Below are 24,487 nucleotides of genomic sequence, written 5' to 3' on the forward strand. Positions count from 1 at the left end.
CACGTGTCTTCTTTCCCCACTGCCAGATGTCTTGCGTATGACTGTTGCCACCGATATTGCCGATTCTTTTGCCGGTGCGGATGCGCTGATCGAACTCGATCAGGCAAGTGTGATGCGCGGCCAGGTCCGTGTGCTGCATGCGTTGCGTTTGCGCATCGCACTGGGCCAGCACACCGCCATCCTTGGCCCCAACGGCTGCGGTAAATCGTCTTTCATCAAGCTCATCACGCGCGAGCTGTATCCATTGGCGCGGAGCGATGGCCAGCCTGCGGTGAAGGTGCTGGGACAGGCGCGTTGGCAGGTGGATCGGTTGCGCTCGCAGCTGGGGATCGTCACCGGCGATCTGAGCGTCAACCTGGCCGACATGCCGGGGCTGGATGTGGAAAGCGCGGTGCTGTCCGGCTTCTTCGCCAGCTATGTGGTGCCGCCGCATCGGGAGATCAGCGACGACATGCGCGCGCGGGCACGGGAGGCATTGGCCCTGGCGGGCGCGCTGCCGTTGCTGGACCGGCAATTTGCCGAACTGTCGGCCGGCGAGACCCGCCGCGTGCTGATCGCGCGCGCCCTGGTCAACCGCCCGCAGGCGCTGTTGCTGGACGAGCCGTCCACCGGCCTGGATCTGGTGGCGCGCCAGCACCTGCTCGAGACGATGCGGCACCTCGCCCGGCAAGGCATCACGCTGGTGCTGGTGACCCATCACATCGAAGAAATCGTGCCGGAGATCGCACGGGTGATCCTGCTGCGCGCCGGCAAGGTGGTCGCCGACGGCACGCGCGATGCGTTGCTCACCGATGCCAGCCTGTCGGCCGTATTCGACGGCCCGGTGCGGGTGCAGCGCGACGGCGAGCGCTGTTGGGCGACGGTTGGGGAGTGACACCACGCGGGAGTGCGAACGCATGACCTTGGACACGGGACGCCGCGGCGGCGGTTGCGCTTAGACTCGCCGCACACACAGACAGGAGTCGTCCCGATGGCCCAGTGGTATTTCCATAATCCTGGACAGGCCGAGCGTATCGGCCCGCTCGACGATGCCAGCGCCCGCGCGCATGCGCAGCGCCAACCCGATGCGTTGGCCTGGCGCGACGGGCTCGATGGCTGGACGCCGGCCCGTCAGCTGGCCGAACTGCAAGGTGCCGGCAGCATGCCGCCACCGCTCGGCAGCAATGCCAGCGCCGGGCGCGCCGATGAGATCGACTACCGCATCGTCGGCAACGACATGCAGTTCGTCGAAGTCGAGCTGGACCCGGGCGAAAGCGCGATCGCCGAAGCTGGCGCGCTGATGTACAAGGACGCCGCCGTGCAGATGGACACCGTGTTCGGCGACGGCTCGCATGCCGGCCAGAGCGGCGGCGGGCTGATGGGCAAACTGGTATCGGCCGGCAAACGCGTGGTCACTGGCGAAAGCATGTTTACCACCGTGTTCACCCACGCCGGCAGCGGCAAGGCCAAGGTCGCGTTCGCAGCGCCCTACCCGGGCACGGTGCTGGCGCTGCGTCTGTCCGAGCATGGCGGCCAGCTGATCTGCCAGAAAGACAGCTTCCTGGCCGGCGCGCGCGGGGTGTCGCTGGGCATCGCGTTCCAGCGCAAGATCCTCACCGGCCTGTTCGGCGGCGAGGGTTTCATCATGCAGAAACTCGAAGGCGACGGCTGGGTGTTCGTGCATGCCGGCGGTACGGTCGTCGAACGCGAGCTCGGCCCTGGCGAGCGCATCGACGTGGACACCGGCTGCGTGGTCGCCTATCACGCCGGCGTGGACATGGACGTGCGCCGCGTCACCGGCCTGAAGAGCATGTTCTTCGGCGGCGAAGGCGTGTTCCTGGCCACCCTCACCGGCCCGGGCAAGGTCTGGCTGCAATCGCTGCCGTTCTCGCGCATGGCCGGCCGCATGCTGCAGGCCGCCCCGCAAGCCGGCGGCCAGCAGCGTGGCGAAGGCTCGGTGCTGGGCGGCCTGGGGCGGTTGCTGGATGGCGATAACCGGTTCTGACCAACATCCCGGCGCGGCCGCCCCCCTATCAGGAGGGCGGCGGCATCACGTTCATCACCGCCAGTGTCATCGCTTCCACGCCGGTCCGGATGCTTGGCTGCGGCACCGGCGCGAAGTCCGGCGAATGGTTCACCGGAATGCGCTCGCCCGTTTGCCGGGCATGCTGCAGCCACTGCGGATCGAGTCCACCGATGCCGAAGTAGAACGACGGCACGCCGGCAGCGACGAAGGCCGAGTAGTCTTCGCTGGCCGCACTCGGTTCGCGCTGGCGCTCTGCATCGGCCCCGAACGCCTGCGCGAACACCACCCCGGTGCGCTCGGCCAGCGCTGCATCGTTGATCACCGCCCTGGATCCGCGCTCGCCCAAGGTGATCTGCGGTACCGGCGCGCCGGCCATCTGCGCACTGGCCAGCGCAGTACGTCGCACGCCGTCGAGCAGCTTGTCGCGCACCTGCGGGTCGTGGCTGCGGATGGTGCCGCGCAGCTGCGCGCGGTCGGGGATGATGTTGCCGGCAGTGCCGGCGTTGAACGCCCCAATGCTGACCACGCCAAACGCAGCCGGGTCTTTCTCGCGACTGATCACGCTCTGCACGTCGACCACGAAACGTGCGGCGATCAGAATCGGATCGATCGTCGCGGCGGGCATCGCCCCGTGTCCGCCCCTGCCTTGGAACACCACCTCCAGCGCATCGGAGTTGGAGGTCACCGCCCCGGCCTTGTAGAACACATGTCCATAAGCGTCCGGGCCGACATGCAGCGCAAAGCCGTAGTCCGGCTTGCCGAACCGGGCGAACAGGCCATCGTCGAGCATCGCCTGCGCACCGCGCCCCTTTTCCTCCGCCGGTTGGGCGATGAACATCAGCGTGCCGCGCCATTGTGCGCGCAGCTGCACCAAGGTTGCAGCCGTGCCGACCCAGGCCGCCATGTGGATGTCGTGGCCGCAGCTATGCGCCACATAGGTATCACGGTCCTTGGACTGCAGATGGACGTCGCTGGCGTATGCTAGCCCTGTGTTTTCGCGCATCGGCAACGCATCCAGTTCAGTGCGCACCATGACCGTCGGGCCGGGACCATTGTGGTACATCGCCACCAGCCCGGTCCGGCCAACGCCCGCGCTGACCTGAAACCCCAGTGCGCGCATTTCCTTGGCCAGGCGTTGCGCGGTCGCGGTTTCCTCGAAGCCGAGTTCGGGATGCTGGTGTACGGTTCGGTATAGGGCTTCCCACCGTGGATAGTCTCGATCCAGCATGCCATCGACCTGCCGCTTGACCGCTAACGCATCCAGCGCACGACAGGGCGATGCGGCCACCAGCAGGAACAGCGGCAATACACGCAGCGCAAACCGCGCCGGTGCGTGATCGAGGGTAATGCGCCTGCAAACTGTGCGTTTGGCCGAGTCCATGCCATTACGATACCAACAGGAGGTCGCCTGAGACTGTCACGGCAGGCCGCGTGTGCGCGCGGCGCGCATCCTCTGCGCATCGACGCCCTGCCGCCTGCCGCCAACGCAGACCGGCGGTCAGGGCTGCAGCGTGTATGCTGCGCCGCTGTCCACATCACGCCCTGTCACGCTCGCCATGACCGCCCTCCCTAGCAAGCGTCTCCTGTCGTCCCTGTCGCTGGCCTGCCTGCTCAGCGCCTGCGGGGGCGAGCCGCGCCCGGCGACACCGGCGCCCCTGGTGCAGCCACCTTCGGCCGCAGCCTCCAAGCCGGTCAAGATCGGTATCGCGCTCGGTGGCGGGGCGGCCAAGGGCTTTGCGCATATCGGGGTGATCAAGATGCTCGAGGCCAACGGCTTCGCACCGGTGGTGGTGTCCGGCACCAGCGCCGGCAGCGTGGTGGGCGCGTTGTATGCCAGCGGCATGGATGCGTTCGAAATGCAGGAAAAGGCCGTCGCGCTCGACCAGACCAGCATCCGCGATGTGCGGCTGTTTTCCGGCGGCCTGGTGCAAGGCCAGAAACTGCAGGACTACGTCAACGATCAACTCGGCGGCAAGCCCATCGAGAAGTTGCGCAAGCCGTTCGCGGCGGTTGCCACGCGGCTGGAAGATGGCGAGCGCACCGTGTTCGTGCGCGGCAACGCCGGCCAGGCGGTGCGTGCGTCCAGCAGCATTCCCGGCGTGTTCGAGCCGGTGACCATCGGCAAATACCACTTCGTCGATGGCGGCGTGGTCAGCCCCGTGCCGGTGGATGCGGCGCGCCAGCTGGGTGCCGAATTCGTGGTGGCGGTGGATATTTCCAGCAAGGCCAGCGGCAAGAATCCGGGCGACCTGCTGGGCACGGTGAACCAGTCGATCTCGATCATGGGCCAGCGCCTGGGCGAGGCCGAACTCAAACGTGCCGACGTGGTCGTTCGCCCCAAGGTCAACGATATCGGCTCGGCCGATTTCAACCAGCGTGCTGCGGCAATCCTGGAAGGCGAGCGCGCTGCAATGGCGGTGATGCCGCAGATTCGCGCCAAGATCGCCCAGCTACAGGCCGCGCGCAGCAGCGCCACACGGACTGCCGCCGATCAGGCGAAAGCGGCCAAGCAGCAAGCCTACGAACGCTGCCTGGAACAACGCTCGCGTTGGGAAAAATTGCGCGGCAAGCAAGAGGAATGCGTGGCGCCGTGATGCAGGTGCCGTGCGTTGCGCTCTTGCGGTGTGATGGGAGTGTTGCGCAGGCGGTGTGACGCAGAATTGTAAAGCCGGGAGGTTAGGCGTTCGCGTTGCGGGTTGCTGCGTTTGACATCGTGACATGTGTCGGGACGGCGTCGCGGCCAAGGCCGCTCCTACACCGGCACTGTTTCGCTCGGCATCATGCGCATGCCATCAACCGCCGACAAAAACCAGCGGCGCTTTGCAGAGGCCACTCCTGTAGGAGCGGCCTTGGCCGCGATGCCGCGCCGATAACAACGCCACCGTCCTGGCGACGTTATCGGAACATAAGTCGCCGCGACCTCAATACCGCCAACGCAGCGACACGCTGACAAAGCGCGGTTCGCCGTAGTTCTGATAATCCAGATTCGCCCAATAGGTTTTATCGAACGCGTTGCGCACAGCAAGCGATGCGGTCCACTGGTCGCTGATGCGGTAGTTGGCGTTGAAATGCACCAGCGCGTACGGGTTCTGCACCACAGTGACCGGCGTGGTGGCACCGCTGCCGTCACCGGTGGGGCGTTCGATATTGAAGCCGCGTACCGCGCTCTGCCAGCTCACCCCGCCGCCGATGCTCAGCCGATCCCACGCGCCCGGCAGGCGCCATTGGGTGGAGAGCTGCAGATAGTCTTCCGGCAGATTGGCATAGATCGCATCGGTCGGCGCGCGGGTGACCTTGACGTGGGTATAGCCGGCGTTGATGGTCCAGCCGGGTCGCACTTCGCCATTGAAGTCCACTTCCCAGCCACGGCTCTTGGTGCCGTCCACACCGATGTAGGCCGAGCTGCCATCCGGTAGCGAGGCTTCCGGCTGGGTCATGTCGCGCACCGCGTAGTTGTCCTGCTTGGCTTCGAACACCGCGGCGGTGGCCATCGCATGACCATCGAACAACTGCGCCTTGATGCCGGCTTCCAGGTTGGACCCTTCCACCGGTGCGAGCAGGTTGTTGTCCTTGTCGCGGTAATTCTGCGGGTTGAAGATTTCGGTGTAGCTGGCATAAACCGACACATCCGGCACGATGTCGTACACAAGCCCCACATATGGAGTGACCTCGTCGCTCACTTCATAGCGGCCGCTGGTGCCGGTGTAAGTGCCGTTGCCATCGAAGGCCTGGGTGCGGGTTTCCCAGGAACTCAGTCGTGCGCCTGCAATCAACGACAGCGGGTCGGCCAGCCGGAAGCGCATGGATGCATACACGCCGCGCTGCGTGGTGCGCGCCTGGCGACGCGCGCCGGTGCGCGTATACGTCACTTCGGACGCATCGCCATTCCAGTTGCGGATGTTGGGAATGAAATAGCAGCGCTCGGGTGGGCCAAAGGCGTTGGCGCAGCTGGCCCAATCGGTGGGATAGGTCTGCGCCACGCCATACGTAGTCGATTGCAGGTCTTGCCAGCTGCCGCCGACCACCACATCGTGCTGGCGGCCAAACAAGGCGAATCCGCCGGACAGATATACATCCACGCTATCGCGCGTGTCCTGCGTTTCGCCGGCGCTGGCGCGCAGAAACACGCCGCTGCCATCGGCGGCCGGGTCACCGGTGCCGTAGACGCGCAGGCTCTGGACGGCGCCCTTGGTGTGGGCGGCGTTGACGCGCAGCAACCAGTCCTGCCCGAAGCGTTGTTCCAGGTTGGCAAACGCGGTGCTGGTGTCGCGCTGCCAGCGCGTCCATTCCGGCGCCATGTTGGTCGAACGCGACAGATTGGCGAAGGAGCCATCGGCAGCGAAGAACGGCACCGTGCCCCAGGTCGAACCCACCGGGGTATTGTCCTGGCGCTGGTAGCCCACGGTGAGCGTGCTGCTGTCGCTCAGGTCGCCTTCCAGCACCGCCATGCCTGACATCTTGGTGTCGTGGTAGCGGTCGTAGTAATAATCGCGATCCTGCCAGGCGGCGACAACGCGGCTGCGAAAACGCCCGTCTTCGGTCAGCGGTGCATTGACGTCGGCCTGCATGCGGCGGAAGTCCCAGGTGCCTGCGCTCACTCCAAACGAGGCATCAAAGTCCTTGCCCGGACGCTTGCGCAGCAGGTTGACCGTGGCCGAGGGAATGCCCGCCCCGGTGAGCAGGCCATTGGCACCGCGGATCACTTCGATGCGGTCGTAGAAGACCGTGTCGTATTCCTGATTGGTCGCGCCGCTGTAGGTCGGTAGGCCGTCGACCTGGAAATCGGTGATCTGGAAGCCGCGCGCGAAATACAGTGGCCGCTGGGTGTCATAGAACGACACGTTGACGCCAGTGACGTGACGCATCACATCGTCGATGCTGAAAAGCGATTGCTCTTCCAGCCGCTGCAACCCGATCACGCTGACCGACTGCGGCGTTTCCTGCAGCGTCAGCGGCAGTCGCGTCGTGGTGGCCGGTTGCGCGCGGCTCACTGTGCCGTTGACGCTGACCTGGTCGAGCGTCTTGGCGTTGGTCGCATCGGCCGCCTCGGCGGCATGCACGGTGGGGGTCAGTGCCGATAGCGCGCACAGCAGCGCGGCAGACAACAGGCCAAGGGGAGCGATGGCAGCAGACATGGGGCGTTCTCGTCGATCGCTGCGGACGCAGCGCGTCACGCAACAGGGAAAGGCACAGGCACACGCGGGCGTCCACTCGAACCGGCTGGCTGACCCTGCATGGGCTGGCGATGCGACACGAACGACATGGCCGGACGCGGCCAAGAGATGAGCTAAATGTAAATCGTTATCGTTTGACAGGCAAGCAACCGGACGCTTCTTGCATGCGCGCGGGAAGCTGCGGCACGTTGGTGCTGCCTGCAGCGTTGCATCACCCGCGCAAGGCAAGGCGCATCCGATCCTTCGGCCCGCTTATGCCAGATGCGCCAGCGGCAGACCTTCCGGCGCTTTCACCGTGCGCAGAACGAAGCTGGAATTCACATCCGACACGCCAGTGGCATTGAGCAGACGATCGAGCAGAAACCGCGAGAAGTGTTCGAGGTCGCGCACCTGCACCTGCAGCAGATAATCCATGTCGCCGGTCAGCGCCCAGCACGCCACGACCTCATCCCAGCCGCGCACGCCTTCGGCGAAATGTTCGATGTCGGCCTGCCCGTGCTGCTCCAGCTGCACGCGCACGAAGGCCTGCAAACCCAATCCCAACGCGCGCGCATCCAGGCGCGCGCCATAGCCGGCGATGATCCCGGCAGCCTCCAGCCGCTGGGTGCGCCGCAGGCAGGCCGACGCCGACAGATTCACCTGCACGGCGAGCTCGGCGTTGCTGGTGCGCCCCTGCGTCTGCAGCAGGGCAAGCATCCGCAGATCGGTGCGGTCCAGCGCGATAGGTTGGTCCATATGTTGCGCAGCAGCAGATCAAGACGCACGAATCTTGCGCGTAATCAGATGTGTTGCGCAAGATTCGCAATCCTGTTGCGCGGCGATCCGGCTAAGGTGATCCCCTGTCGCTACGGAAGTCCTGCCGCATGAACACTGCCCCGCGCCGCGTCGAAAACCAGCTGACCGACAAGGGCTACGTGCCGGTCTACACCACCGCCGTGGTCGACCAGCCGTGGGACGGCTACAGCAGCGACGACCATGCCACCTGGGGCACGCTGTATCGCCGCCAGCGTGCGTTGCTGGTGGGCCGTGCCTGCGATGAGTTCCTGCAGGCGCAGGACGCCATGGGCATGGACGACAGCCAGATCCCCCGCTTCGACGCGCTCAACGCGGTACTGCAGGCGGCCACCGGCTGGACCTTGGTCGGCGTGGAAGGCCTGCTGCCTGAACTGGATTTTTTCGATCACCTGGCCAACAAACGCTTTCCGGTGACGTGGTGGATCCGTCGCCCCGATCAGATCGATTACATCGCAGAACCCGATCTGTTCCATGACCTGTTCGGGCACGTGCCGCTGTTGATGAACCCGCTGTTTGCCGACTTCATGCAGGCCTATGGCCGTGGCGGGGTCAAGGCGCATGGCATCGGCCCGGACGCGCTGCAGAACCTCACCCGGCTGTACTGGTACACGGTGGAATTCGGCTTGATCGACACGCCACGGGGCCTGCGCATCTACGGCGCCGGCATCGTCTCGTCCAAGGGTGAATCGCTGCATTCGCTGGAATCGGCAGCACCGAACCGCATTGGATTCGATCTGCAACGCGTCATGCGCACGCGCTACCGCATCGACAGCTTCCAAAAGACCTATTTCGTCATCGATAGCTTTGCGCAGTTGATGGCGGCCACCGCGCCTGACTTCACTCCGATCTACGCCGATCTTGCGCAACGCACGCAGGTGCCGGCCGGCGATGTATTGCCGACTGACCGGGTGATCCAGCGCGGCAGCGGCGAGGGCTGGAGCCGCGACGGCGACGTATGAGGCAACTGCTGCAACAAGCGCCGCCGGATGCTGCGCGGCGAGGCGGTGAAGCTGCAATGTGACGTGCTCCGACTCGACACTGTCGCCAACGCGGACTAAGGTCGAACCTCCCCCTACCGCCTTCGCTCAATGGACCTGACGCATCTGCGCATCCGGCGCTTGGAGCTGGACGACACCCGCCTGCTGTTCACCCTGGCCAACGGCATCCGTATCGACGAGCCCATCCAGGCGCATCGGCTGTTGCTCAAGGCATCGCCGCCGCAGCGCGCGCAATGGCAGATCACCGAAGACCGCTTCGGGGTGAATTGGCCCGCGGTAGCACCGCCCACTCCGGAAGGCCTGCTCAACATGCCCGAGCTGCTGTGGCGACGCCGCAGCGCGCGAGCGCTGGCAAAACTCACCAGCCTGCGCGGACGTCTGGACGCGCTGTCGCCCGGCGAGCGCGAGTTGGTCGCGCTGGTACGCCTGGACGCGGATATGAGCGAGAGCGGCTACGCACGCTATTTCGATCGCTGGGATGCCGCCACGCGAGACGATGCGGTGCGTGGTCTGGCCGCGATGGGCGCAGCGCAGCTGCGGCAAGCCATCGAAGGCCTGGGCGCTGTGTTCGAGCGACTTGAAGAAGACCCGAATCTGCTCAGCATCGAAGACATTCTCGATGCCATGAATGAAACCGACCGCCAGCGTGTGGATGGCTGGGAAGAGGTCTATTACCGCCGCTCGGGTGAACTGGCACGCCTGGGGCTAAGCCATTACGGGGTGGATAAGGCCTGACGCTGTCGAGACGCTTGCAACCGTCTGATCTCGGTTGCGACGACCACTGACGCGGTACGGGTACGGGCGCGACCGGCAACTTGCTTGTTGCCGGTCCAGTGACACGTTAATCCGCAAGCTGAAGCAGGCCACCGGCACTCTTGCCGTTTCAAGTCACAGAGCAGCGCGCATGAAAGATATGGCGTCGCCTCTTCGCAACTGCGCCGGATAAGGCGCGATGGTTACTTGGATGCGGTGTACGCAAGCAACAGCACCAGCGGTTCTTCGCCGGTTTGCAGCAAGGCATGCGTGCTGCCCGGCCGCGTCAACAGCGCGTCGCCAGCAGCGACGTCGTATTGCTTGCCGTCCAGCGCGTATAAACCGCGCCCGCTGACGATGTAATAGATCTCGTCCTTGTCGTGCAGGTGCAGGCCGATGCCAGCCCCTTTGTGCAGCACGCGTTTGCGCAGCACGAACGTCAGATCCGGTGCATCGGCAAAAAACGGATACGCCGTGGTCGGACCGGCGCCACCATGCGGGCCGGGTTGTTCGCGGGCGAGATCGCGCTCGTGCACCACCAGCGAGGGATGCACCTGTGCAGCGTGTTGCGTAGCAGTGTCGGACGCGGCACCGCAAGCGGCGTCGCGGCGCAACTGCGGCTTCAGTGCTGGCTGCAGCTGCAACCAGCCGTGCACCACCAAGCAGGCGACTGCGGTGGCGCCGGCGCGGCTGAAGTGTGTGCCGTCGGCCTTGCCTTGTTCGGGCACGAACAGGAAATACGGCTTGGCAGCCTGTTCGCCGAGCGCACGGATCCAGTCGCTGGAACTGGCGTTGAGATCGATCAGGCCGACGTGTTCTTCGGCAGCCAGTTGCTGCATGGCCACCGTGTAGCGGCCATGCGTGTCGAGCAACGCGCCGAAGTCGTACACCAACCGGGCGGTCGGGGTGATCAGGATGGGCGTAGCCCCCTGATCACGCGCAACGGCGATATAGCGGCGCAGGAACTGCACGTAGTCGGTCGTTGGGTCGGTGTAGCGCGTGGGATCTTCGCGCTTGGCGTCGTTGTGGCCAAACTGGATCAGCAACACATCGCCGCGTTGCAATTCTTTTGCGATGGCGTCCAGGCGTCCTTCGGCGATGAAACTGCGGGTACTGCGGCCGCCTTTGGCGTGGTTGTGCACTTGCCACTGCGCCGGGTCGAACCAGTCCTGCAGCATCTGGCCCCAACCGGCCTGTGGAGCGCGCTCGGCGCCGTATTCGGCGGCGGTGGAATCGCCAGCGATCAAGATGCGCTGTGGAGCGGCGTGGGCGATGCCGGTGCAGAGCAACAGCATGGCGATGAGCAGTCGATGCATGAGGGGCTCCGCTGAGTGAGCGTGCTGTTGCCTGGTGGTGTTGCGGTTTGCGAGACGGTGCTGACGCATGAAGCGCATGCGTGGTCTTGGGCGAGGGATTGCGCTTCGCGCGCTACCTGGGCTCAGCAGAGCGACGCATTGATGCTGCTGGTGAGCGATGCAACGCCTCTGGCCCTTCGCCCAATGGCTAGCCGCGCGCGCCTCACCGCCTGGGTTGGCTGTGTTCCGAAGTACCCTCCCCCCCCCGCTCCACGCCTTGCAGCGTAGGCGCTCAAAGGCAGGCGCACCGATGGCGCTAGCCCTGCCTTTTCGCCCCGCCGGGAGAGGGCGACATGCGTGCAAGCGTGTTGCCTGCGTGCGCGTAGTGGCACCCTCAGTAACAGAGGCGTCAAACGTCAACGTTGCCGGATCAAGCGATGCCCCTGATGAAACGCCCTTCTCCATCAGGGGCCCACGCGGCCTTACATGCAGCTCAGACAAGATCTACTGCATCGCGGTACTGGCGCATGCCTGCTCCTTCAACAGGATGAGGCATGCGCGTGCAGCATTACTCAGGCAGCAGCGGCTGCGGTCTTGCCCAGCAGGCCGGCGACGAAGCTGCGGATCTCTGCGTCCTGCGCGTTGTCGAAGAAGCACTGCTGGAAGCGCTCGCCACCGATGGCCTGCTTGACCAGTTCCGGATCGATGGCGCGCAGGCCGTCGAGGTAGGACTTGGCGGTGGCCTGCTTGACCTGGGTCAGGATGCCGGCGTTGGCGGCCTGCGATTCGCGACGCTCGGCCGGGTAGCCCATGCCGCGCTCGCCGCTGAAGGCCTTTTCGAAGATGTAGCGCACGTTGATTTCCGCGCCCCAGCCGTAGCCCTTGGCAAATGCCAGCGACAGCGCGTTGCCGTTGTTGACCTGGGCGAACAGGTAGGCGTCGGTCGGCTCGATGCAATAGCCGCAGAACACGCCCGGATGCGCGTTGAGCGACATCATCGCGCCCTGGCCGGTGCCGCAGCCGGCGACGACGAAGTCCACGGCCTTGGAGTTCAGCAGCAGGCTGGCGACGATGCCCAGGTGGATGTAGGTCAGGCGGTGGTCGTTGTCGCCGTCCATGCCGACGTTGAACACGTTGTGGCCCTGCTCGCCGGCGACGTCGTTGAGCTGCTGCAGGATCACCGGGTTCTTGGCGGCCTGACTAAACTCGTTCATGAGTGCGATTTTCATGGGGATGCTCCGATTGGTTGGGGAAGTTTTTTTTAAGAAGGACTTTCTAAACAGCGGTGAACAGCGTGTGCTTGGTTGCCGATCTTTTCCAGTGCGAGCGCGTTGTTCGTTGATGCGACCAACGCGCGGATGCAGGACGGAAAGCAGATGACTTGGCAGGCAGCATGCGTCTGATTGATATGCGTGTTGACCGACCCTCATCCGCCCTGTGGGCACCTTCTCCCGCGCGCAGGAGAAGGACGTGGCATCGCGGGATACCAGGGGCGGCTGCACGCGTCGGACGGTGCACGCCATCGCCGTGCGATCTGGATCAGCGCGCCAGCCAGCCGCCGTCGACCGGAATGATCGCGCCGTTGACGTAGTCCGACGCGCTGCTGGCCAGGAACACCGCGGTGCCGCCGAGGTCGGCCGGCACGCCCCAGCGCGCGGCCGGGATGCGGTCCAGGATGGACTTGTTGCGGTCTTCGTCGGCACGCAGCTGCGCGGTATTGTCGGTCGCCATGTAGCCCGGTGCGATGGCGTTGGTGGTCACGCCCTTGCTGGCCCACTCGTTGGCGAGCAAGCGAGTGATGCCGGCGATGCCCGACTTGCTGGCCGTGTACGATGGCACGCGGATGCCGCCCTGGAACGACAGCATCGAGGCGATGTTGATGATCTTGCCGCGGCCCTGGGCAATGAAATGCCGGCCGGCGGCCTGCGCCATGAAGAACGCCGACTTGAGGTTGACGTTGAGCACGTCGTCCCAGTCCTGCTCGCTGAAATCCACCGCGTCGGTGCGCCGGATCAGACCGGCGTTGTTGACCAGGATGTCCAGCCCGCCCAGGCCGGCGATGGTCTCGTCGACGATGCGCTGCACCGGCTCGATGCTGATCAGGTTGGCTTCGATGGCGATGAAGCGACGGCCCAGCGCCTTGACCTTTTCTTCGGTCTCGGTGGGCGCCTGGATGCCGGCGGCGGCGATGTCGGCGCCGGCCTCGGCCAATGCCAGTGCGATGCCCTGGCCCAAGCCGGTGTTGGCACCGGTGACCAGTGCGACCTTACCTTCGAGACTGAACGGATTGCTCATTACCTTATCGCTCCTGCTGGATGTGCCGTGGTGTGCTGAGTGAACCGCGCAATGGGCGGCCGTGTGCGTTGTACGAAGTGATGCAGTGCCGGCGCCCATCTGAATCACGCCGGCGTGGTTGGCGCCGGCTTGAACAAAGCGGCGTCATGAATGCCGGGCTCATGGGTGCAGGCGCGTTGCTGCAAGCCTTACTTGAGCTGGCAGATGTCCAGCACATGCATGTCGGTGTAGTCGAGGTTTTCGCCGCCCATCGCCCAGATGAAGGCGTAGTTGCTGGTGCCGGCGCCCATGTGGATGGACCACGGTGGCGACACCACCGCTTCGTTGTTCTGGATCACGATATGGCGCTGCGCATCGGGCTCGCCCATGAAGTGATACACGCGGTCGTTGTCGCCGAGGTCGAAATAGAAATACACCTCGCTGCGGCGATCGTGCAGATGTGGCGGCATCGTGTTCCAGACGCTGCCAGGCTTGAGCACGGTCAGGCCGAGCAACAGCTGCGAGGACTGGCAGGTGGCCGGCACGATGTACTGGTAAATGGTGCGCTCGTTGCTGGTGTCCAGCGCGCCACGCTCCAGTGCCACCGCATCCTTGATCGAGAGCTGCTTGGTTTCGAAGCGCGCGTGCGCCGGCGTGGACGCGAGATAGAACCTGGCCGGGTTGGCGGCATCTTCAGACGCGAAACTGACATCGGTGCTGCCCATCGCCACGTACAGGCCATCCTTCGGCCCCAGCGTGTAGGCAGTGCCGTCCACGGTCACCGTGCCGGTGCCGGCGCCGACGTTGAGAATGCCCAGCTCGCGACGCTCCAGAAACGGATGCCCGGCGGCCGAGGCCGGCTCGGTCTGTTTGGGGAGCTCCAGCGTCTTGCCTAGCGGCGCGGCACCACCGAGCACGAAGCGCTCGTAGTGGGTGTATTTGAGCGTGACCGCATCGTCGACGAACAGGCCATCGAGCAGATAGAGCTCGCGCAGGTCGTCGTTGCTGGCGCCCTTGATGGCGTCGGGATGGGTGGCGTAGTGCGTTTTGCAGTACAGGGACATGGCACATCTCCGAGGCAAGCGAGGGGGAACACGGGCTTGCACGGGGCTAGTCTACCGACTCTGGTTAACCGGTGTCATTGCGCAGTGCACGATAGTGGTTTCGGTGGTCCGGCGGCCTCGTCCCTGATCCCGTCGGGAGAAGGCGGCGCACAAGCACCGCATGAGCGTGCGAGGCCACGCGCTGTGGTGGGGTGCGCGGCTTAAGCGGTGAGGGGTGTCCTGGCGCGTTTCCAGCGCATGTCTACGTTGTGCTCAGATCGCTGTCTGCCAGCGTGCCCTCACCCCAACCCCCGCTCCGCGCCCCGGCCCGCGCTTGCGGCGCGGGCGCTCCAAGGCACGCGCGCCCGTGGCGCGCAAGCCGTGCCTTCTCGCCCCGCAGGGGGAGAGGGGCTTCACGGCAGCCCTCGGCGGACTGCCTTCCCCCGGCCTGCGACTGCCTTCCCCGCCTGCGGGGGAAGGTGCCCGAAGGGCGGATGGGGGCCAGCCGTTGGCCGATCGAGTCAGCTGTTCTCACCCTGACCGGCACAACGCCCTGCAAGGTGGCGCGCAAGGCCCGCGCCGCGTGGGGTCGCCGCGCGCGGAGCTCAATCTTCCGGCGGTTGGCAGGAATCTCTGACGATCAAGTGCGGGCGCACGCTGGCGGTGGGCAGCTGCGGGGCATTGTCGGGCTGGATCAGCATCGCCGCGGCAGTGCGGCCGGTGTCGCGGGTGTGGCGGCGCACCGAGGTCAGCGGCGGCCACAGGCGCGAGGCCAGCGAGCTGTCGTCGTAGCCGATCACCGAGAGTTGGCGCGGGATGTTGATGCCGGCACGCAGGGCGACCTTGTAGATACCGGCGGCCATTTCGTCGTTACCGGTGAAGATGGCGGTGGGGCGCTTCTTGCCCAGCAGCAGCTTTTCGGCGGCGGCCACGCCCGATTCGAAGGTGTAGCCGGCTTCGACGATGCGCTCGGTCGGCAGTTCGATGCCGCGCCGGGTCAGCGCGTCGGCAAAGCCGGAGGTGCGCTCGATCGAGGAACGGTAGGCACTGGGGCCGGTGACCAGGGCGATGTCGCGGTGGCCGAGCGAGAGCAGGTAATCGGCGGCCTCGGCGGCGCCGTCGCGGTCGTGGGTGATCACCGTCTGCGAGGTGGTGTCCAGCGCCACCGAGGCGATGCGGGTGTAGCGGCAGCCGATCTCGGCCAGCATGTCGGCCAGCGCCTGGTCCTCGGAGGCGCGCGGCACCAGGATCACGCCGTGCAGCTTCTGCGCCTGGGCGAAGCGGCGCACGCCTTCGATGTAGCCGGGGCTGCGGCTGTCGCAGGGGTGCACCACCAGCTCGAAGCTGGAGCCGCGCAACGCGTCCAGCGCGCCGTACTGCATGTCCACGATGTACTGCGCGGTGGGGTTGTCGTAGACCATGCCGATCAGGAACGAGCGCCGGAACGCCAGCCCGCGCGCCAGCGGGTCGGGCGCGTAGCCGACCTCGCGCATCAGCGCCTCGACCTTCTCGCGGGTGTCCTGCCGCACCAGTGGCGAATTGTTGATGATCCGCGAGACGGTCTTCTTGGACACGCCCGACATTCGCGCAATGTCGTTGATCGTCGCAACCTTGCCCTTCGGCAGGCCAGGTATTCCTTCTTCAGGCATCTTGCGGGCGGGCATAGCGGTCAACCAGTGAAGTTGATTGGATTCTACCGGCCCCGGGGGCGGTAGACCTGAGCGACGCCTGCCGCTGCACCGGATCCGCCAGGTCGGGCCTGCCACAACAGGCAGCGCCACGACATGCCCGCCGATGCAGAACGGTCAGTCCAGGGCGCGGTAGCGGAAGTTGCGGAATTCCACCTGGCCCGCGCCGGCGGCGTACAGCGCCGGCTTCAGGGCCAGGAACTTGCCGGCCACGTTGTGGTGGTGACCGGACACTTCCATCTGCACCGGGTACTTGGTCCAGGTGGTGCCGTCGGTGCTGCTGTGGATGGTGACGATGTGGCGGTTGTTGGTGACCCGCAGCCACAGGGTGCCACCGGTCGCACTGGGGGCCAGCATGCCGGGGCGTTCCTCGCCGTAGCGGTGCATGACGAAGTTCTCGCCATTGCTGCCCACGCCGGCATAGAGCTTGTCGCTGTAGAACAGCAGCGCCCCGCCCTGCCCGCCCGGCGCCACGGTCATCTGCACCTCGAACTGGTAGGCCGGGTCGGTGGCGATCACCGTCAGCGGCGAGGCATCGCGTGGCGCGCTGCCCTTGCCTTGCAGGCGCAACACGCCATCGCCGACCTGCAGGCGCTTGGCCTCGTCGGCGGCCGGGTTGAAGAAGGCCCACTGCGGGCCAAGCGTGGCGGCGCGGAAATCGTCCGACAGCGCCAGCCCGTGCGGCAAGGCCTGCCCGCTGGGCTTTTTCAGCGGCGTGCCCAGGTCGCCGCCCTTGGCGACGAACCAGCCGTCCGGGGTCCATTCGATCGGGTCCAGCAAGGCCTGCCGGCCCAGCGTCCAGTAGCCGTGTTCGTAACCGTGATACAGCATCCACCAACGTTTGTCGGTGCCTTCCACCAGGGTGGCGTGACCACGCGACCACCACGGCTCGTCGGTACTCTTGGTGCGGGTGATCGGGTTGTTGGGCGCGTTCTGCCAGGGGCCGTGGATGGAGCGCGCGCGCGCGGTGATCACCATGTGCCCGGTCGGCGGGCCGGCGGTGCCGCCGACGGCGGTGGTCATGTAGTACCAGCCGTTGTGGCGGGTGATCTTGGGGCCTTCCTGCGCGTAGCCTTCCACGTCCCAGATTTCCGGGTATTTCCAGCCGTCATAGACATGCCTGGGCGTGCCGATGACCTTGAGGCCGTCGTCGGAGAGCTGCACGTAATCGCCGCCGCTCAGGAACAGATAGCGCTTGCCGTCCTCGCCCACCGCGTGGCCGGGGTCGATGTACTTGCCCAGGCCGATGTCGATCGGCGCGCTCCACGGGCCGGCGATGTCGTCGGCCCAGACCACGAAGTTGCTGCGCTCGCCCTGGTCGCCGCGGCGGGCCGGGAAGTAGATGTAATAGCGCTTGCCGTACTTGATCAGGTCCGGCGCCCAGATCGCGCCAACGTTCTGGGTGATGGCATGGCCCAGCGGCTGCCAGTTGACCAGGTCGCGCGAATGCCAGATCGGCAGGCCCGGATAGGCATCGAACGAGGACAGCGTGAGGTAATAGTCATCGCCATCCTTGAGCACCGACGGGTCGGGATGATCGCCGGCCAGCACCGGGTTGAGGAAGGTGCCGTTGCCCTGGTCGGCGATGCGCTGGTGTTCGATACCACGCTTCCAGTCCGCCGCAGCGCTCACGCCGGCGCACAGCAGCAATCCGCCGGCAAGCAGCCAACGCCATCGGGATGAAGCGGTACGCACACGCATGCTCTCTCCTAATCCCGGATGCCGGGCTTTACCACGACCGGCGGTCAATGCCACCGGTTAACCAGATGCGGCAGAACACTCCCGCCGGCAGCGATGCCTGACGCATTCGCAAGGCACCACAGGCGGATGGCAGACGATCGATACGACGCGACACGCCGTACCGATCACCCGCCTGCCAATCACGCAGTCGCTGACGTCCTCAGGCGCGCAGCGCGTGAGGCAACCACAGCGACAATTCGGGGAAAAACGCCACGACCAACAGCACGCACAGCGCCGCCAGCCAGAACGGCCAGATGGTGCGCATGCTTTGCGCGATGGTGATCTGCCCGATGGAGGTCCCGATGAACAGCACCGAGCCGATCGGCGGGGTGATCAGGCCGATCCCGCCGGCCAGCACCATCACCAGGCCAAAGTGGATCGGGTCGATGCCGTAGGCCTTGACCACCGGCAGGAAGATCGGCGTGCAGATCAGGATCTTCGGTGCCAGGTCCATGAACATGCCCAGCAACAGCAGCATCACCACGATCATCAACAGCACCATGTTCTTGCTGTCGGCAATGGCCTGCAGGAACTTCACCGCTGCCGCAGGGACCTGCAGATAGGCCAGCAACCAGCCAAACACCGCGGCAGTGGCGATCACGAACAGGATCACGCCGGTGGTGCGTGCGGCATGCGTGACGGCGGCGAAGAACTCGGCCCAGCGCAACTGGCGATACAGCAGCGCGGTGACGATCAAGGCGTAGACCACGGCGATCGCCGCGCTCTCCACCGCGGTGAAAATGCCTGCACGGATACCGATGAAGATCAACGCCACCAGGCCCAGGCCCGGCAATGCGCCGAACAGGCGCAAGGCCACCGCGCGCCAGCCCGGGAACGGCTCGGTACCGTAGCCACGGTGGCGCGCCACCGCATAGCCGGTGACCATCATCGCGGCGGTCATCAACAGCGCCGGCACGATGCCGGCCGCAAACAGATCGGCAATCGACAGGCCGCCACCGGCCGCTGCCGAGAACAGGATCAGGTTGTGCGAAGGCGGTACCAGCAACGCCACCAGGGCGGCGGTCATGCTCACGTTGACCGCGTAATCGCGGTCGTAACCGCGCTTGATCATCTGCGGAATCATGGTGCCGCCGACTGCCGAGACATCGGCAATCGCCGAACCGGAGACGCCGCCGAAGAACAGCGACGACAGCACGCTGACCTGGCCCAGACCGCCACGCACGCGTCCCACCAACGACGAGGCCAGCGCGATCAGGCGTTCGGAAATCCCGCCACGCAACATCAACTCGCCGGCAAAGATGAACAACGGAATCGCAATCAGCGATGCCGAGCCGCTACCGGCGGAAATCTGCTGCACCAGCACCACCGTGGGCAGGTCCAGATACAGCAGCGTGGCCAGTGCCGCCGCGCCCAAGGCGTAAGCCACCGGCACACCGATCAGCAGCAGCACCACGAAGGTTCCCAACAACATGGCGATGCCCATCAGCGCACTCCTCCGACATGGACCGGGCGCAGCACACGCCACAACTTGAACAGGGCGAACAGCACCATCAGCGCACCGCCGATCGACAGCGGCAGGTAGTTGATGCTTTGTGGCATCTGCGCGCCGGCCATCTTGATATCCAGCCCATCGATCAGCAGCGCCGCGCTCCACCACGCCAGCACCGCACCGATGGACAGGATCATCAACGGGCGAATCACTTCGAAAATCTTGCGCACCAGCGGCGGCACGTGTTCGCCCAGCAGGTAGAAACCGAAGTGGCGGTTGGTATGCACGCCGGCGGCGGCGCCCAGGCTCAATGCGGTGCTGAGCAGCAGCAACGTCACCGGCTCGGTCCAGCTGGGCGAATCGTTGAGGACGTAGCGGGTGAACACCTGCCAGCCCTGCACGACCACCAGGCCCAGCAGCGCCAGCGATGCCACGCCAACGGCGATATCGGACACGCGGTCCAGCGCGCGCTGCAACGGCGCGACCGGGACGGCGACGGTCTCGGGTTCGGTCATCGGATCACCTCTATGCGAAATCGCGGATGCGGCGGTACAGCGCTTCGATCTCCGGCTGCTTGCGGTATTCGGCCAGCAGCGGCGCGGCGGCGGCACGGAAAGCGGGCATGTCGACCTGGTTGAGCTTCACGCCGTAGTCGATCACCTGCTTGCGCGCGATCGTCTCGGAGGCATCCCACAAGTTGCGCATCACCGGCACCGACGCGCGCGCCAGTTCCACCACCAGGCCGCGGTCGGCCGGGTGCAGCGATTCGAAACTCTTACGCGACATCACCAGGATATCCGGCGCATAGGAATGCTCGCTTTGCGACCAGTAATGCGCGGCTTCGAAATGCCGGCTGGACTGGAAGCTGCGCATGTTGTTTTCCGCACCGTCGATCATGTGCGTTTCCATCGCCGAGAACGTTTCGCCCAGCGACATCGGGGTGGGGTTGGCGCCCAGCATGCGCATCAACTTGAGGAAGATGTCCGACGAGGCCACCCGCAATTTCAGGCCCCTGAGATCGTCCGGGCGGTGCAGCGGGTGCTTGGTGTTATAGAAGCAGCGCGCGCCCGAGTCGTAGATGGCAAGACCGACCAGATCGCGCTGCTCGAAGCTGCGCAACACGCTGTCGCCGACATGTCCGTCGATGGCGCGACGCAGATGCGGCACCGAGTCGAACACATACGGCAGGCACAGCGCCTGGGTCAGCGGAAAGGTGTTGTTCAACGCGCCCGAATACACGCGGGTGATGTCGATGGCGCCGAAGCGCGCCATGTCGATCGCCTCCGACTCGCGGCCCAGTTGGCCGGAGTGGTATTGCCGCAGCTTGAGCCGGCCGTTGGTGCGTTCTTCGAGCTGCTTGCCGAACCAGCGCACCGCTTCCACGGTGGGATAGTCGCCAACGTGCACGTCGGTGGCGGTCAGCAACTGCCCGCCGGGGATCGGCGTGGTGGCGCCGGCACCCAACCAGGGGGCAGCGGCGGCGGCGGCGAGTCCAGCACCGAGAAAATGTCTGCGTGTGATCATTGGCGCCCTCCCAAGCGTCTGGTCACGGGGACCGCCGTCAACTGGCGGACACAGCCGTACAAGAAATATCGCCGATGCCGGCGAAGCGAATCAGGGCACGCTGCCCCACTTCGATGTCATGGATACCGGTGGCATTGCCGGTGGCAATGAGATCACCGCGCTTGAGCGGACGCCCGCGCTGTGCCGAACGGCTGAGCGCAAATGCGTAGGCAGCGCGCAGGCCGCCCGGCAGTGTGGTGGCCCCGCCGGTGCCGACCAGCTGGTCGTCGATCAAGGTTTCGGCAGTCAGCGCCGCCTCGTCGCGCGCCAGCCAATCGGTTACTTCCGGCCCCAGAATCAAGCCGTTGTTGTTGCCGAAGTCGGAAATCACCACGCGCGGACCCAGCTGATTGATGGTCGCCAGCGGGCTGCTGGCGATTTCCACGCCGATGAATAGCGTGGCCGGTAGCTGCGCGGCCTGCTCCGGGGTGAAGTGGGTTTGCTCGGCCGGGGCATCGGCGCCGAGCATCAGCACATATTCGGCTTCCACCGCGCCGAAGCCGCCAACAAAGACCGGAAACTCGGTTGTTCCACCGGTAGCATTCCAGAGCTTCTGAGCAAAGATCGGGCCGAGCAGACGCTCGTCGCCGGAAGCGTCCCGTCGCTCGGCGGCGATATACCCCACCTTCCAGCCGACGACCTGGTCGTGCCACTGGCTGATGGCGATGTCCTGCACCTGGTAGGCGGTGACCAGATCGTCGGGGATTTGCCCGGGAAAGTCAGGCAGCGATGCCCCTGCACGGCGTGCTTCCACAAAGCGCTGGGCGATGGCGGACAGCGTGGATGTGGACGATGGCGGAGTGGCGGCGTCGTTGCTCAAGGGTGTCTCCCCGATAGGTATTTTGTTGCACTGCCAATCGACAGCGGCACGGTGTGCTGTATATGGTAAACCGGTGTCATTGGCAATGTGCACTGCGGCATTGTGGCCGCCGTGACGAAGTGGCCCTGGGAGGGGTGAATGAAACAGACACGCCACATGCGCGTTTTTGCTGCGTTTTCGCGTGCCGCACGGCGCGGCCTGGCCATGCTGTTGTTCGGCGCGCTGGCCGGCACGGTGCAGGCCGCCGAGCGGCCGAGCGCCGACACCGCCGCCGAACAGGCTAGCCGGATCGCGCTGTGGCCCACGCCCTTGGCCCCGGGTGACACGGCGTTGCCGCAACCGCAGCGCATCGTCGAGCGCAGCAGCGATCCAGCGCAGCCGGATCGCTACATCCAGCAGGTCAGTGCGCCGTATCTGGTGGTCTACCGGCCCAAACAGCCCAACGGCACCGCCCTGCTGGTGACGCCCGGCGGCGGCTACCAGCGCATCGTGCTGGACAACGAGGGCAGCGCACTGGTGCCCGGCTTTGTCGACACTGCCGGCATCACCTTGTTCGTGCTGCGCTACCGGCTGCCCGGCGAAGGCCATCCCAACGGGGCCGACGTGCCGCTGGCCGATGCGCAACGTGCATTGCGGCTGATCCGCGCCAACGCGGCGCGCTATGGCATCGATGCGCAGCGCGTGGGCGTGATGGGCTTTTCGGCCGGCGGCCATGTCGCCGCCAGCCTGGGCACGCGCTATGCCGCGCAGGTGTATCCGCACGTCGATGCGGCCGATGCGCTGAGCGCGCGCCCGGACTTTCAGTTGCTGATCTACCCGGTCATCGACATGGACGGCGCCAACGCGCATATGGGCTCGCGCGAACGCCTGATCGGCAGTGCTCCGAGCCAGGCGCTGGTACAGGCCTATTCGCCGCAGCTGCATGTAGATGCACGCACGCCGCCCACCTTTCTATTGCATGCGCAGGACGACACCGTGGTGTCGGTGCGCAACAGCCTGCTGATGCACGACGCGCTACTGCGCGCCGGGGTGCCGAGCGAGCTGCATGTGTTCCCACAGGGCGGCCATGGCTTCGGCACTGCCAGCGGCACCGGTCTTACCGTGGCCGCCTGGCCGCAGCTGGCGCTAGCCTGGATCGCGCATGTCACCAAGCCGCAGACGCCCGCATCTAACCCCGCACCGCCACCTGCACCCGCGAAGGGGGTGACGCGATGACAACGCAAGGCGCCCCTGACACGCGACGCCGCATCCTGCTACGCGGTGGCCTGCTCGTCACTGCTGCGGCAGCCCTCCCCGGCTTCGCTGTTGCGCGCACACCCCCACCGCCACGCGACGACGGCGCGCCGCTGGCACGCGTGCGTAGCGGCGCGCTGCGCGGTTACCGCGAGCAGGGCATCTGCGTATTCAAGGGCATTCCGTATGGCGGCGACACCGCCGCGCGACGCTTCCAGGCACCGCTGCAGGAAACGCCATGGCAGGACGTGCGCGATGCCAGCCAGTTCGGCGCGGCCGCGCCACAGCTCAAGGCCAGCGAGCCCACCAGTGAGGACTGCCTGTTCCTCAATGTGTGGACGCCCGGCCTACGCGATGGCGGCAAGCGGCCAGTGGTGTTCTATCTCCATGGCGGCGGCTACACCACCGGCTCCGGCAGCGACCCGCTCTACGATGGCGTGCGCCTGTGCGAGCGCGGCGACGTGGTGGTGGTCACCGTCAATCACCGGCTCAATCTGTTTGGCTATCTGTCGTTGGCGCAGTTGGGCGATGCCAGTTTTGCCGACTCCGGCAATGCCGGGCAGCTGGATCTGATCCAGGCGCTGCACTGGGTGCGCCAGCATGCGGCCGAATTCGGCGGCGATGCCGGCAATGTCACCGTGTTCGGTCAGTCCGGTGGCGGCGCCAAGATCGCCACGCTGATGGCCATGCCCGCCGCACGCGGCCTGTTCCATCGCGCCTGGACCATGAGTGGGCAACAGGTCACCGTAGCAGGGCCGCGTGCGGCCACCCAGCGCACGCAACTGCTGCTGGATGCGTTGAAAATTTCGCCAAGTCAGATCGCACGTATGCGCACGCTGCCGGTGGCCCAGCTGCTGGCCGCCGCGCAAGTCCGCGACCCGTCGCGGGTGGAAAACAGCGCGTTGTATTTCGGCCCGGTGCTGGATGCGCGCAACGTGCCGGTGCATCCGTTCTGGCCCACCGCGCCGCTGCAGTCGGCGACCATTCCGATGGTGATCGGCAATACGCGCGATGAAACACGCGGCTTTCTCGGCAACGATACGAAGAATTTCGCGTTGAGTTGGGACGAGTTGCCTGCCAAGCTGGAAGCGCAGCAATACGTGGATCTGTTGCCACAGGTGGTCATTGCCGAATACCGGCGGCTCTATCCGCAGTACACGCCGTCGCAGGTGTTCTTCGCAGCGACCACCGCCGGTCGCTCGTGGCGCGGCGCTATCGAAGAGGCCGAAGCGCGTGCCCGTCAGGGCGCGCCCACCTGGGCCTACCAACTCGATTGGAGCTCGCCGCTGGAGGGGGGCAAGTTCGGCGCCTTCCATACCCTGGATATTCCGCTGGTGTTCGACACCATCGGCCAGCCCGGCTCCCGCACTGGCGACAGCGCCGATGCGCAGCGCATGGCCGACCAGATGAGCGCTGCCTTGATCGCGTTTGCGCGCCATGGCGACCCCAATCATCGCGGTGCACCACGCTGGCCGCAGTACTCGTTGCAACGCCGCGAGACGTTGCTGTTCGATGTGCCGAGCCGGATGGAAAACGACCCGCGTGGTGGCGAACGTCGGCTGTATCAACAAGCGCCATTCATTCAACGCGGCACCTTCTGAGCGCTTGTCGTGTCGAGCTAAAAACGGGAACGGCGGGCGCCATCCGCGTGCGGAC

20 protein-coding genes are annotated in these 24,487 nt (G+C 65.8%); 7 read left to right on the forward strand and 13 right to left on the reverse strand.

Going from position 1 to position 24,487, the window contains the following annotated elements; all coding sequences use genetic code 11:
- Positions 1–37: 37 nt before the first annotated feature.
- Together M0D43_RS10460 and M0D43_RS10465 are read left to right on the forward strand one after the other, a co-directional pair.
- Positions 38–874 (forward strand): ABC transporter ATP-binding protein, encoded by an 837-nt coding sequence (locus M0D43_RS10460; protein WP_252164563.1) that lies wholly within the window; start codon positions 38–40, stop codon positions 872–874.
- A 96-nt stretch (positions 875–970) separates the two neighbouring features.
- Entirely contained in the window at positions 971–1,984 is a 1,014-nt protein-coding gene (locus M0D43_RS10465) for a TIGR00266 family protein (protein WP_260808190.1), read from the forward strand.
- A gap of 28 nt (positions 1,985–2,012) precedes the next feature.
- On the opposite strand, the gene M0D43_RS10470 is transcribed toward M0D43_RS10465, so the two are convergent.
- The gene (locus M0D43_RS10470; RefSeq protein ID WP_260808191.1) at positions 2,013–3,386 is read right to left on the reverse strand and encodes an amidohydrolase; all 1,374 of its coding nucleotides are present in this window, start codon (positions 3,384–3,386) and stop codon (positions 2,013–2,015) included.
- Positions 3,387–3,561: 175 nt separating this feature from the next.
- On the opposite strand from M0D43_RS10470, the gene M0D43_RS10475 reads away from it, so the two are divergent.
- Positions 3,562–4,599 carry a patatin-like phospholipase family protein gene (locus tag M0D43_RS10475; protein ID WP_252164567.1) on the forward strand — a complete coding sequence of 346 codons (1,038 nt, stop codon included), beginning with the start codon at positions 3,562–3,564 and terminating at the stop codon, positions 4,597–4,599.
- A 327-nt stretch (positions 4,600–4,926) separates the two neighbouring features.
- Here M0D43_RS10475 and M0D43_RS10480 read toward each other — a convergent pair whose 3' ends face one another.
- Positions 4,927–7,140: a TonB-dependent siderophore receptor gene (locus M0D43_RS10480; RefSeq protein WP_252164568.1), complete on the reverse strand. Its 2,214-nt coding sequence runs from the start codon at positions 7,138–7,140 to the stop codon at positions 4,927–4,929.
- 291 nt (positions 7,141–7,431) lie between these two features.
- Positions 7,432–7,914 carry an Lrp/AsnC family transcriptional regulator gene (locus M0D43_RS10485; protein ID WP_101364799.1) on the reverse strand — a complete coding sequence of 161 codons (483 nt, stop codon included), beginning with the start codon at positions 7,912–7,914 and terminating at the stop codon, positions 7,432–7,434.
- Positions 7,915–8,042: 128 nt separating this feature from the next.
- Here M0D43_RS10485 and phhA point away from each other — a divergent pair, with 128 nt between their 5' ends.
- Positions 8,043–8,933, forward strand: a complete 891-nt coding sequence (phhA, locus tag M0D43_RS10490; RefSeq protein WP_252164569.1) for a phenylalanine 4-monooxygenase — start codon at positions 8,043–8,045, stop codon at positions 8,931–8,933.
- 129 nt (positions 8,934–9,062) lie between these two features.
- Entirely contained in the window at positions 9,063–9,707 is a 645-nt protein-coding gene (locus tag M0D43_RS10495; protein ID WP_252164570.1) for a DMP19 family protein, read from the forward strand.
- 221 nt (positions 9,708–9,928) lie between these two features.
- Here the strand turns inward: M0D43_RS10495 and M0D43_RS10500 are convergent, their stop codons facing one another.
- The 10 genes from M0D43_RS10500 to M0D43_RS10545 form a co-directional block, all read right to left on the reverse strand.
- Positions 9,929–11,041 (reverse strand): GDSL-type esterase/lipase family protein, encoded by a 1,113-nt coding sequence (locus M0D43_RS10500; protein ID WP_252164571.1) that lies wholly within the window; start codon positions 11,039–11,041, stop codon positions 9,929–9,931.
- A 551-nt stretch (positions 11,042–11,592) separates the two neighbouring features.
- Positions 11,593–12,249, reverse strand: coding sequence for an RpiB/LacA/LacB family sugar-phosphate isomerase (locus M0D43_RS10505; RefSeq protein ID WP_252164572.1), 657 nt, complete (start codon positions 12,247–12,249; stop codon positions 11,593–11,595).
- Between the two features lie 310 nt (positions 12,250–12,559).
- Positions 12,560–13,315 (reverse strand): 2-dehydro-3-deoxy-D-gluconate 5-dehydrogenase KduD, encoded by a 756-nt coding sequence (gene kduD, locus M0D43_RS10510; protein WP_252164573.1) that lies wholly within the window; start codon positions 13,313–13,315, stop codon positions 12,560–12,562.
- A 188-nt stretch (positions 13,316–13,503) separates the two neighbouring features.
- The gene (kduI, locus tag M0D43_RS10515; RefSeq protein ID WP_252164574.1) at positions 13,504–14,358 is read right to left on the reverse strand and encodes a 5-dehydro-4-deoxy-D-glucuronate isomerase; all 855 of its coding nucleotides are present in this window, start codon (positions 14,356–14,358) and stop codon (positions 13,504–13,506) included.
- A gap of 584 nt (positions 14,359–14,942) precedes the next feature.
- Positions 14,943–16,001, reverse strand: a complete 1,059-nt coding sequence (locus M0D43_RS10520; protein ID WP_252164575.1) for a LacI family DNA-binding transcriptional regulator — start codon at positions 15,999–16,001, stop codon at positions 14,943–14,945.
- A 141-nt stretch (positions 16,002–16,142) separates the two neighbouring features.
- Complete coding sequence (locus M0D43_RS10525) at positions 16,143–17,726, reverse strand: family 43 glycosylhydrolase (protein WP_252164576.1); 1,584 nt, start codon at positions 17,724–17,726, stop codon at positions 16,143–16,145.
- Positions 17,727–17,925: 199 nt separating this feature from the next.
- Positions 17,926–19,209, reverse strand: a complete 1,284-nt coding sequence (locus M0D43_RS10530; RefSeq protein ID WP_252164577.1) for a TRAP transporter large permease — start codon at positions 19,207–19,209, stop codon at positions 17,926–17,928.
- Positions 19,209–19,730, reverse strand: coding sequence for a TRAP transporter small permease (locus M0D43_RS10535; protein WP_252164578.1), 522 nt, complete (start codon positions 19,728–19,730; stop codon positions 19,209–19,211). The genes M0D43_RS10530 and M0D43_RS10535 overlap by 1 nt, the downstream gene beginning before the upstream one ends.
- Before the next feature lie 10 nt (positions 19,731–19,740).
- Positions 19,741–20,739, reverse strand: coding sequence for a TRAP transporter substrate-binding protein (locus tag M0D43_RS10540; RefSeq protein WP_252164579.1), 999 nt, complete (start codon positions 20,737–20,739; stop codon positions 19,741–19,743).
- Between the two features lie 37 nt (positions 20,740–20,776).
- The gene (locus tag M0D43_RS10545) at positions 20,777–21,598 is read right to left on the reverse strand and encodes a 2-keto-4-pentenoate hydratase (RefSeq protein WP_252164580.1); all 822 of its coding nucleotides are present in this window, start codon (positions 21,596–21,598) and stop codon (positions 20,777–20,779) included.
- A gap of 138 nt (positions 21,599–21,736) precedes the next feature.
- On the opposite strand from M0D43_RS10545, the gene M0D43_RS10550 reads away from it, so the two are divergent.
- Entirely contained in the window at positions 21,737–22,813 is a 1,077-nt protein-coding gene (locus M0D43_RS10550; protein ID WP_252164581.1) for an alpha/beta hydrolase, read from the forward strand.
- The gene (locus M0D43_RS10555) at positions 22,810–24,432 is read left to right on the forward strand and encodes a carboxylesterase/lipase family protein (protein WP_260808192.1); all 1,623 of its coding nucleotides are present in this window, start codon (positions 22,810–22,812) and stop codon (positions 24,430–24,432) included. Before M0D43_RS10550 ends, M0D43_RS10555 begins: the two co-directional genes overlap by 4 nt.
- The last annotated feature ends 55 nt before the right edge of the window (positions 24,433–24,487 follow it).

It is taken from the genome of Xanthomonas prunicola, from assembly GCF_025266575.1.
GTDB classification, from domain to species: domain Bacteria; phylum Pseudomonadota; class Gammaproteobacteria; order Xanthomonadales; family Xanthomonadaceae; genus Xanthomonas; species Xanthomonas prunicola.

What these genes read in the sequence shown, in the direction of transcription:
- M0D43_RS10460 (WP_252164563.1), top strand. Translation starts at nt 38, where the DNA reads ATGACTGTTGCCACCGATATTGCCGATTCTTTTGCCGGTGCGGATGCG.
- M0D43_RS10465 (WP_260808190.1), top strand. Translation starts at nt 971, where the DNA reads ATGGCCCAGTGGTATTTCCATAATCCTGGACAGGCCGAGCGTATCGGC.
- M0D43_RS10470 (WP_260808191.1), bottom strand. Translation starts at nt 3,386, where the DNA reads ATGGACTCGGCCAAACGCACAGTTTGCAGGCGCATTACCCTCGATCAC.
- M0D43_RS10475 (WP_252164567.1), top strand. Translation starts at nt 3,562, where the DNA reads ATGACCGCCCTCCCTAGCAAGCGTCTCCTGTCGTCCCTGTCGCTGGCC.
- M0D43_RS10480 (WP_252164568.1), bottom strand. Translation starts at nt 7,140, where the DNA reads ATGTCTGCTGCCATCGCTCCCCTTGGCCTGTTGTCTGCCGCGCTGCTG.
- M0D43_RS10485 (WP_101364799.1), bottom strand. Translation starts at nt 7,914, where the DNA reads ATGGACCAACCTATCGCGCTGGACCGCACCGATCTGCGGATGCTTGCC.
- phhA (WP_252164569.1), top strand. Translation starts at nt 8,043, where the DNA reads ATGAACACTGCCCCGCGCCGCGTCGAAAACCAGCTGACCGACAAGGGC.
- M0D43_RS10495 (WP_252164570.1), top strand. Translation starts at nt 9,063, where the DNA reads ATGGACCTGACGCATCTGCGCATCCGGCGCTTGGAGCTGGACGACACC.
- M0D43_RS10500 (WP_252164571.1), bottom strand. Translation starts at nt 11,041, where the DNA reads ATGCATCGACTGCTCATCGCCATGCTGTTGCTCTGCACCGGCATCGCC.
- M0D43_RS10505 (WP_252164572.1), bottom strand. Translation starts at nt 12,249, where the DNA reads ATGAAAATCGCACTCATGAACGAGTTTAGTCAGGCCGCCAAGAACCCG.
- kduD (WP_252164573.1), bottom strand. Translation starts at nt 13,315, where the DNA reads ATGAGCAATCCGTTCAGTCTCGAAGGTAAGGTCGCACTGGTCACCGGT.
- kduI (WP_252164574.1), bottom strand. Translation starts at nt 14,358, where the DNA reads ATGTCCCTGTACTGCAAAACGCACTACGCCACCCATCCCGACGCCATC.
- M0D43_RS10520 (WP_252164575.1), bottom strand. Translation starts at nt 16,001, where the DNA reads ATGCCCGCCCGCAAGATGCCTGAAGAAGGAATACCTGGCCTGCCGAAG.
- M0D43_RS10525 (WP_252164576.1), bottom strand. Translation starts at nt 17,726, where the DNA reads ATGCGTGTGCGTACCGCTTCATCCCGATGGCGTTGGCTGCTTGCCGGC.
- M0D43_RS10530 (WP_252164577.1), bottom strand. Translation starts at nt 19,209, where the DNA reads ATGGGCATCGCCATGTTGTTGGGAACCTTCGTGGTGCTGCTGCTGATC.
- M0D43_RS10535 (WP_252164578.1), bottom strand. Translation starts at nt 19,730, where the DNA reads ATGACCGAACCCGAGACCGTCGCCGTCCCGGTCGCGCCGTTGCAGCGC.
- M0D43_RS10540 (WP_252164579.1), bottom strand. Translation starts at nt 20,739, where the DNA reads ATGATCACACGCAGACATTTTCTCGGTGCTGGACTCGCCGCCGCCGCC.
- M0D43_RS10550 (WP_252164581.1), top strand. Translation starts at nt 21,737, where the DNA reads ATGAAACAGACACGCCACATGCGCGTTTTTGCTGCGTTTTCGCGTGCC.
- M0D43_RS10555 (WP_260808192.1), top strand. Translation starts at nt 22,810, where the DNA reads ATGACAACGCAAGGCGCCCCTGACACGCGACGCCGCATCCTGCTACGC.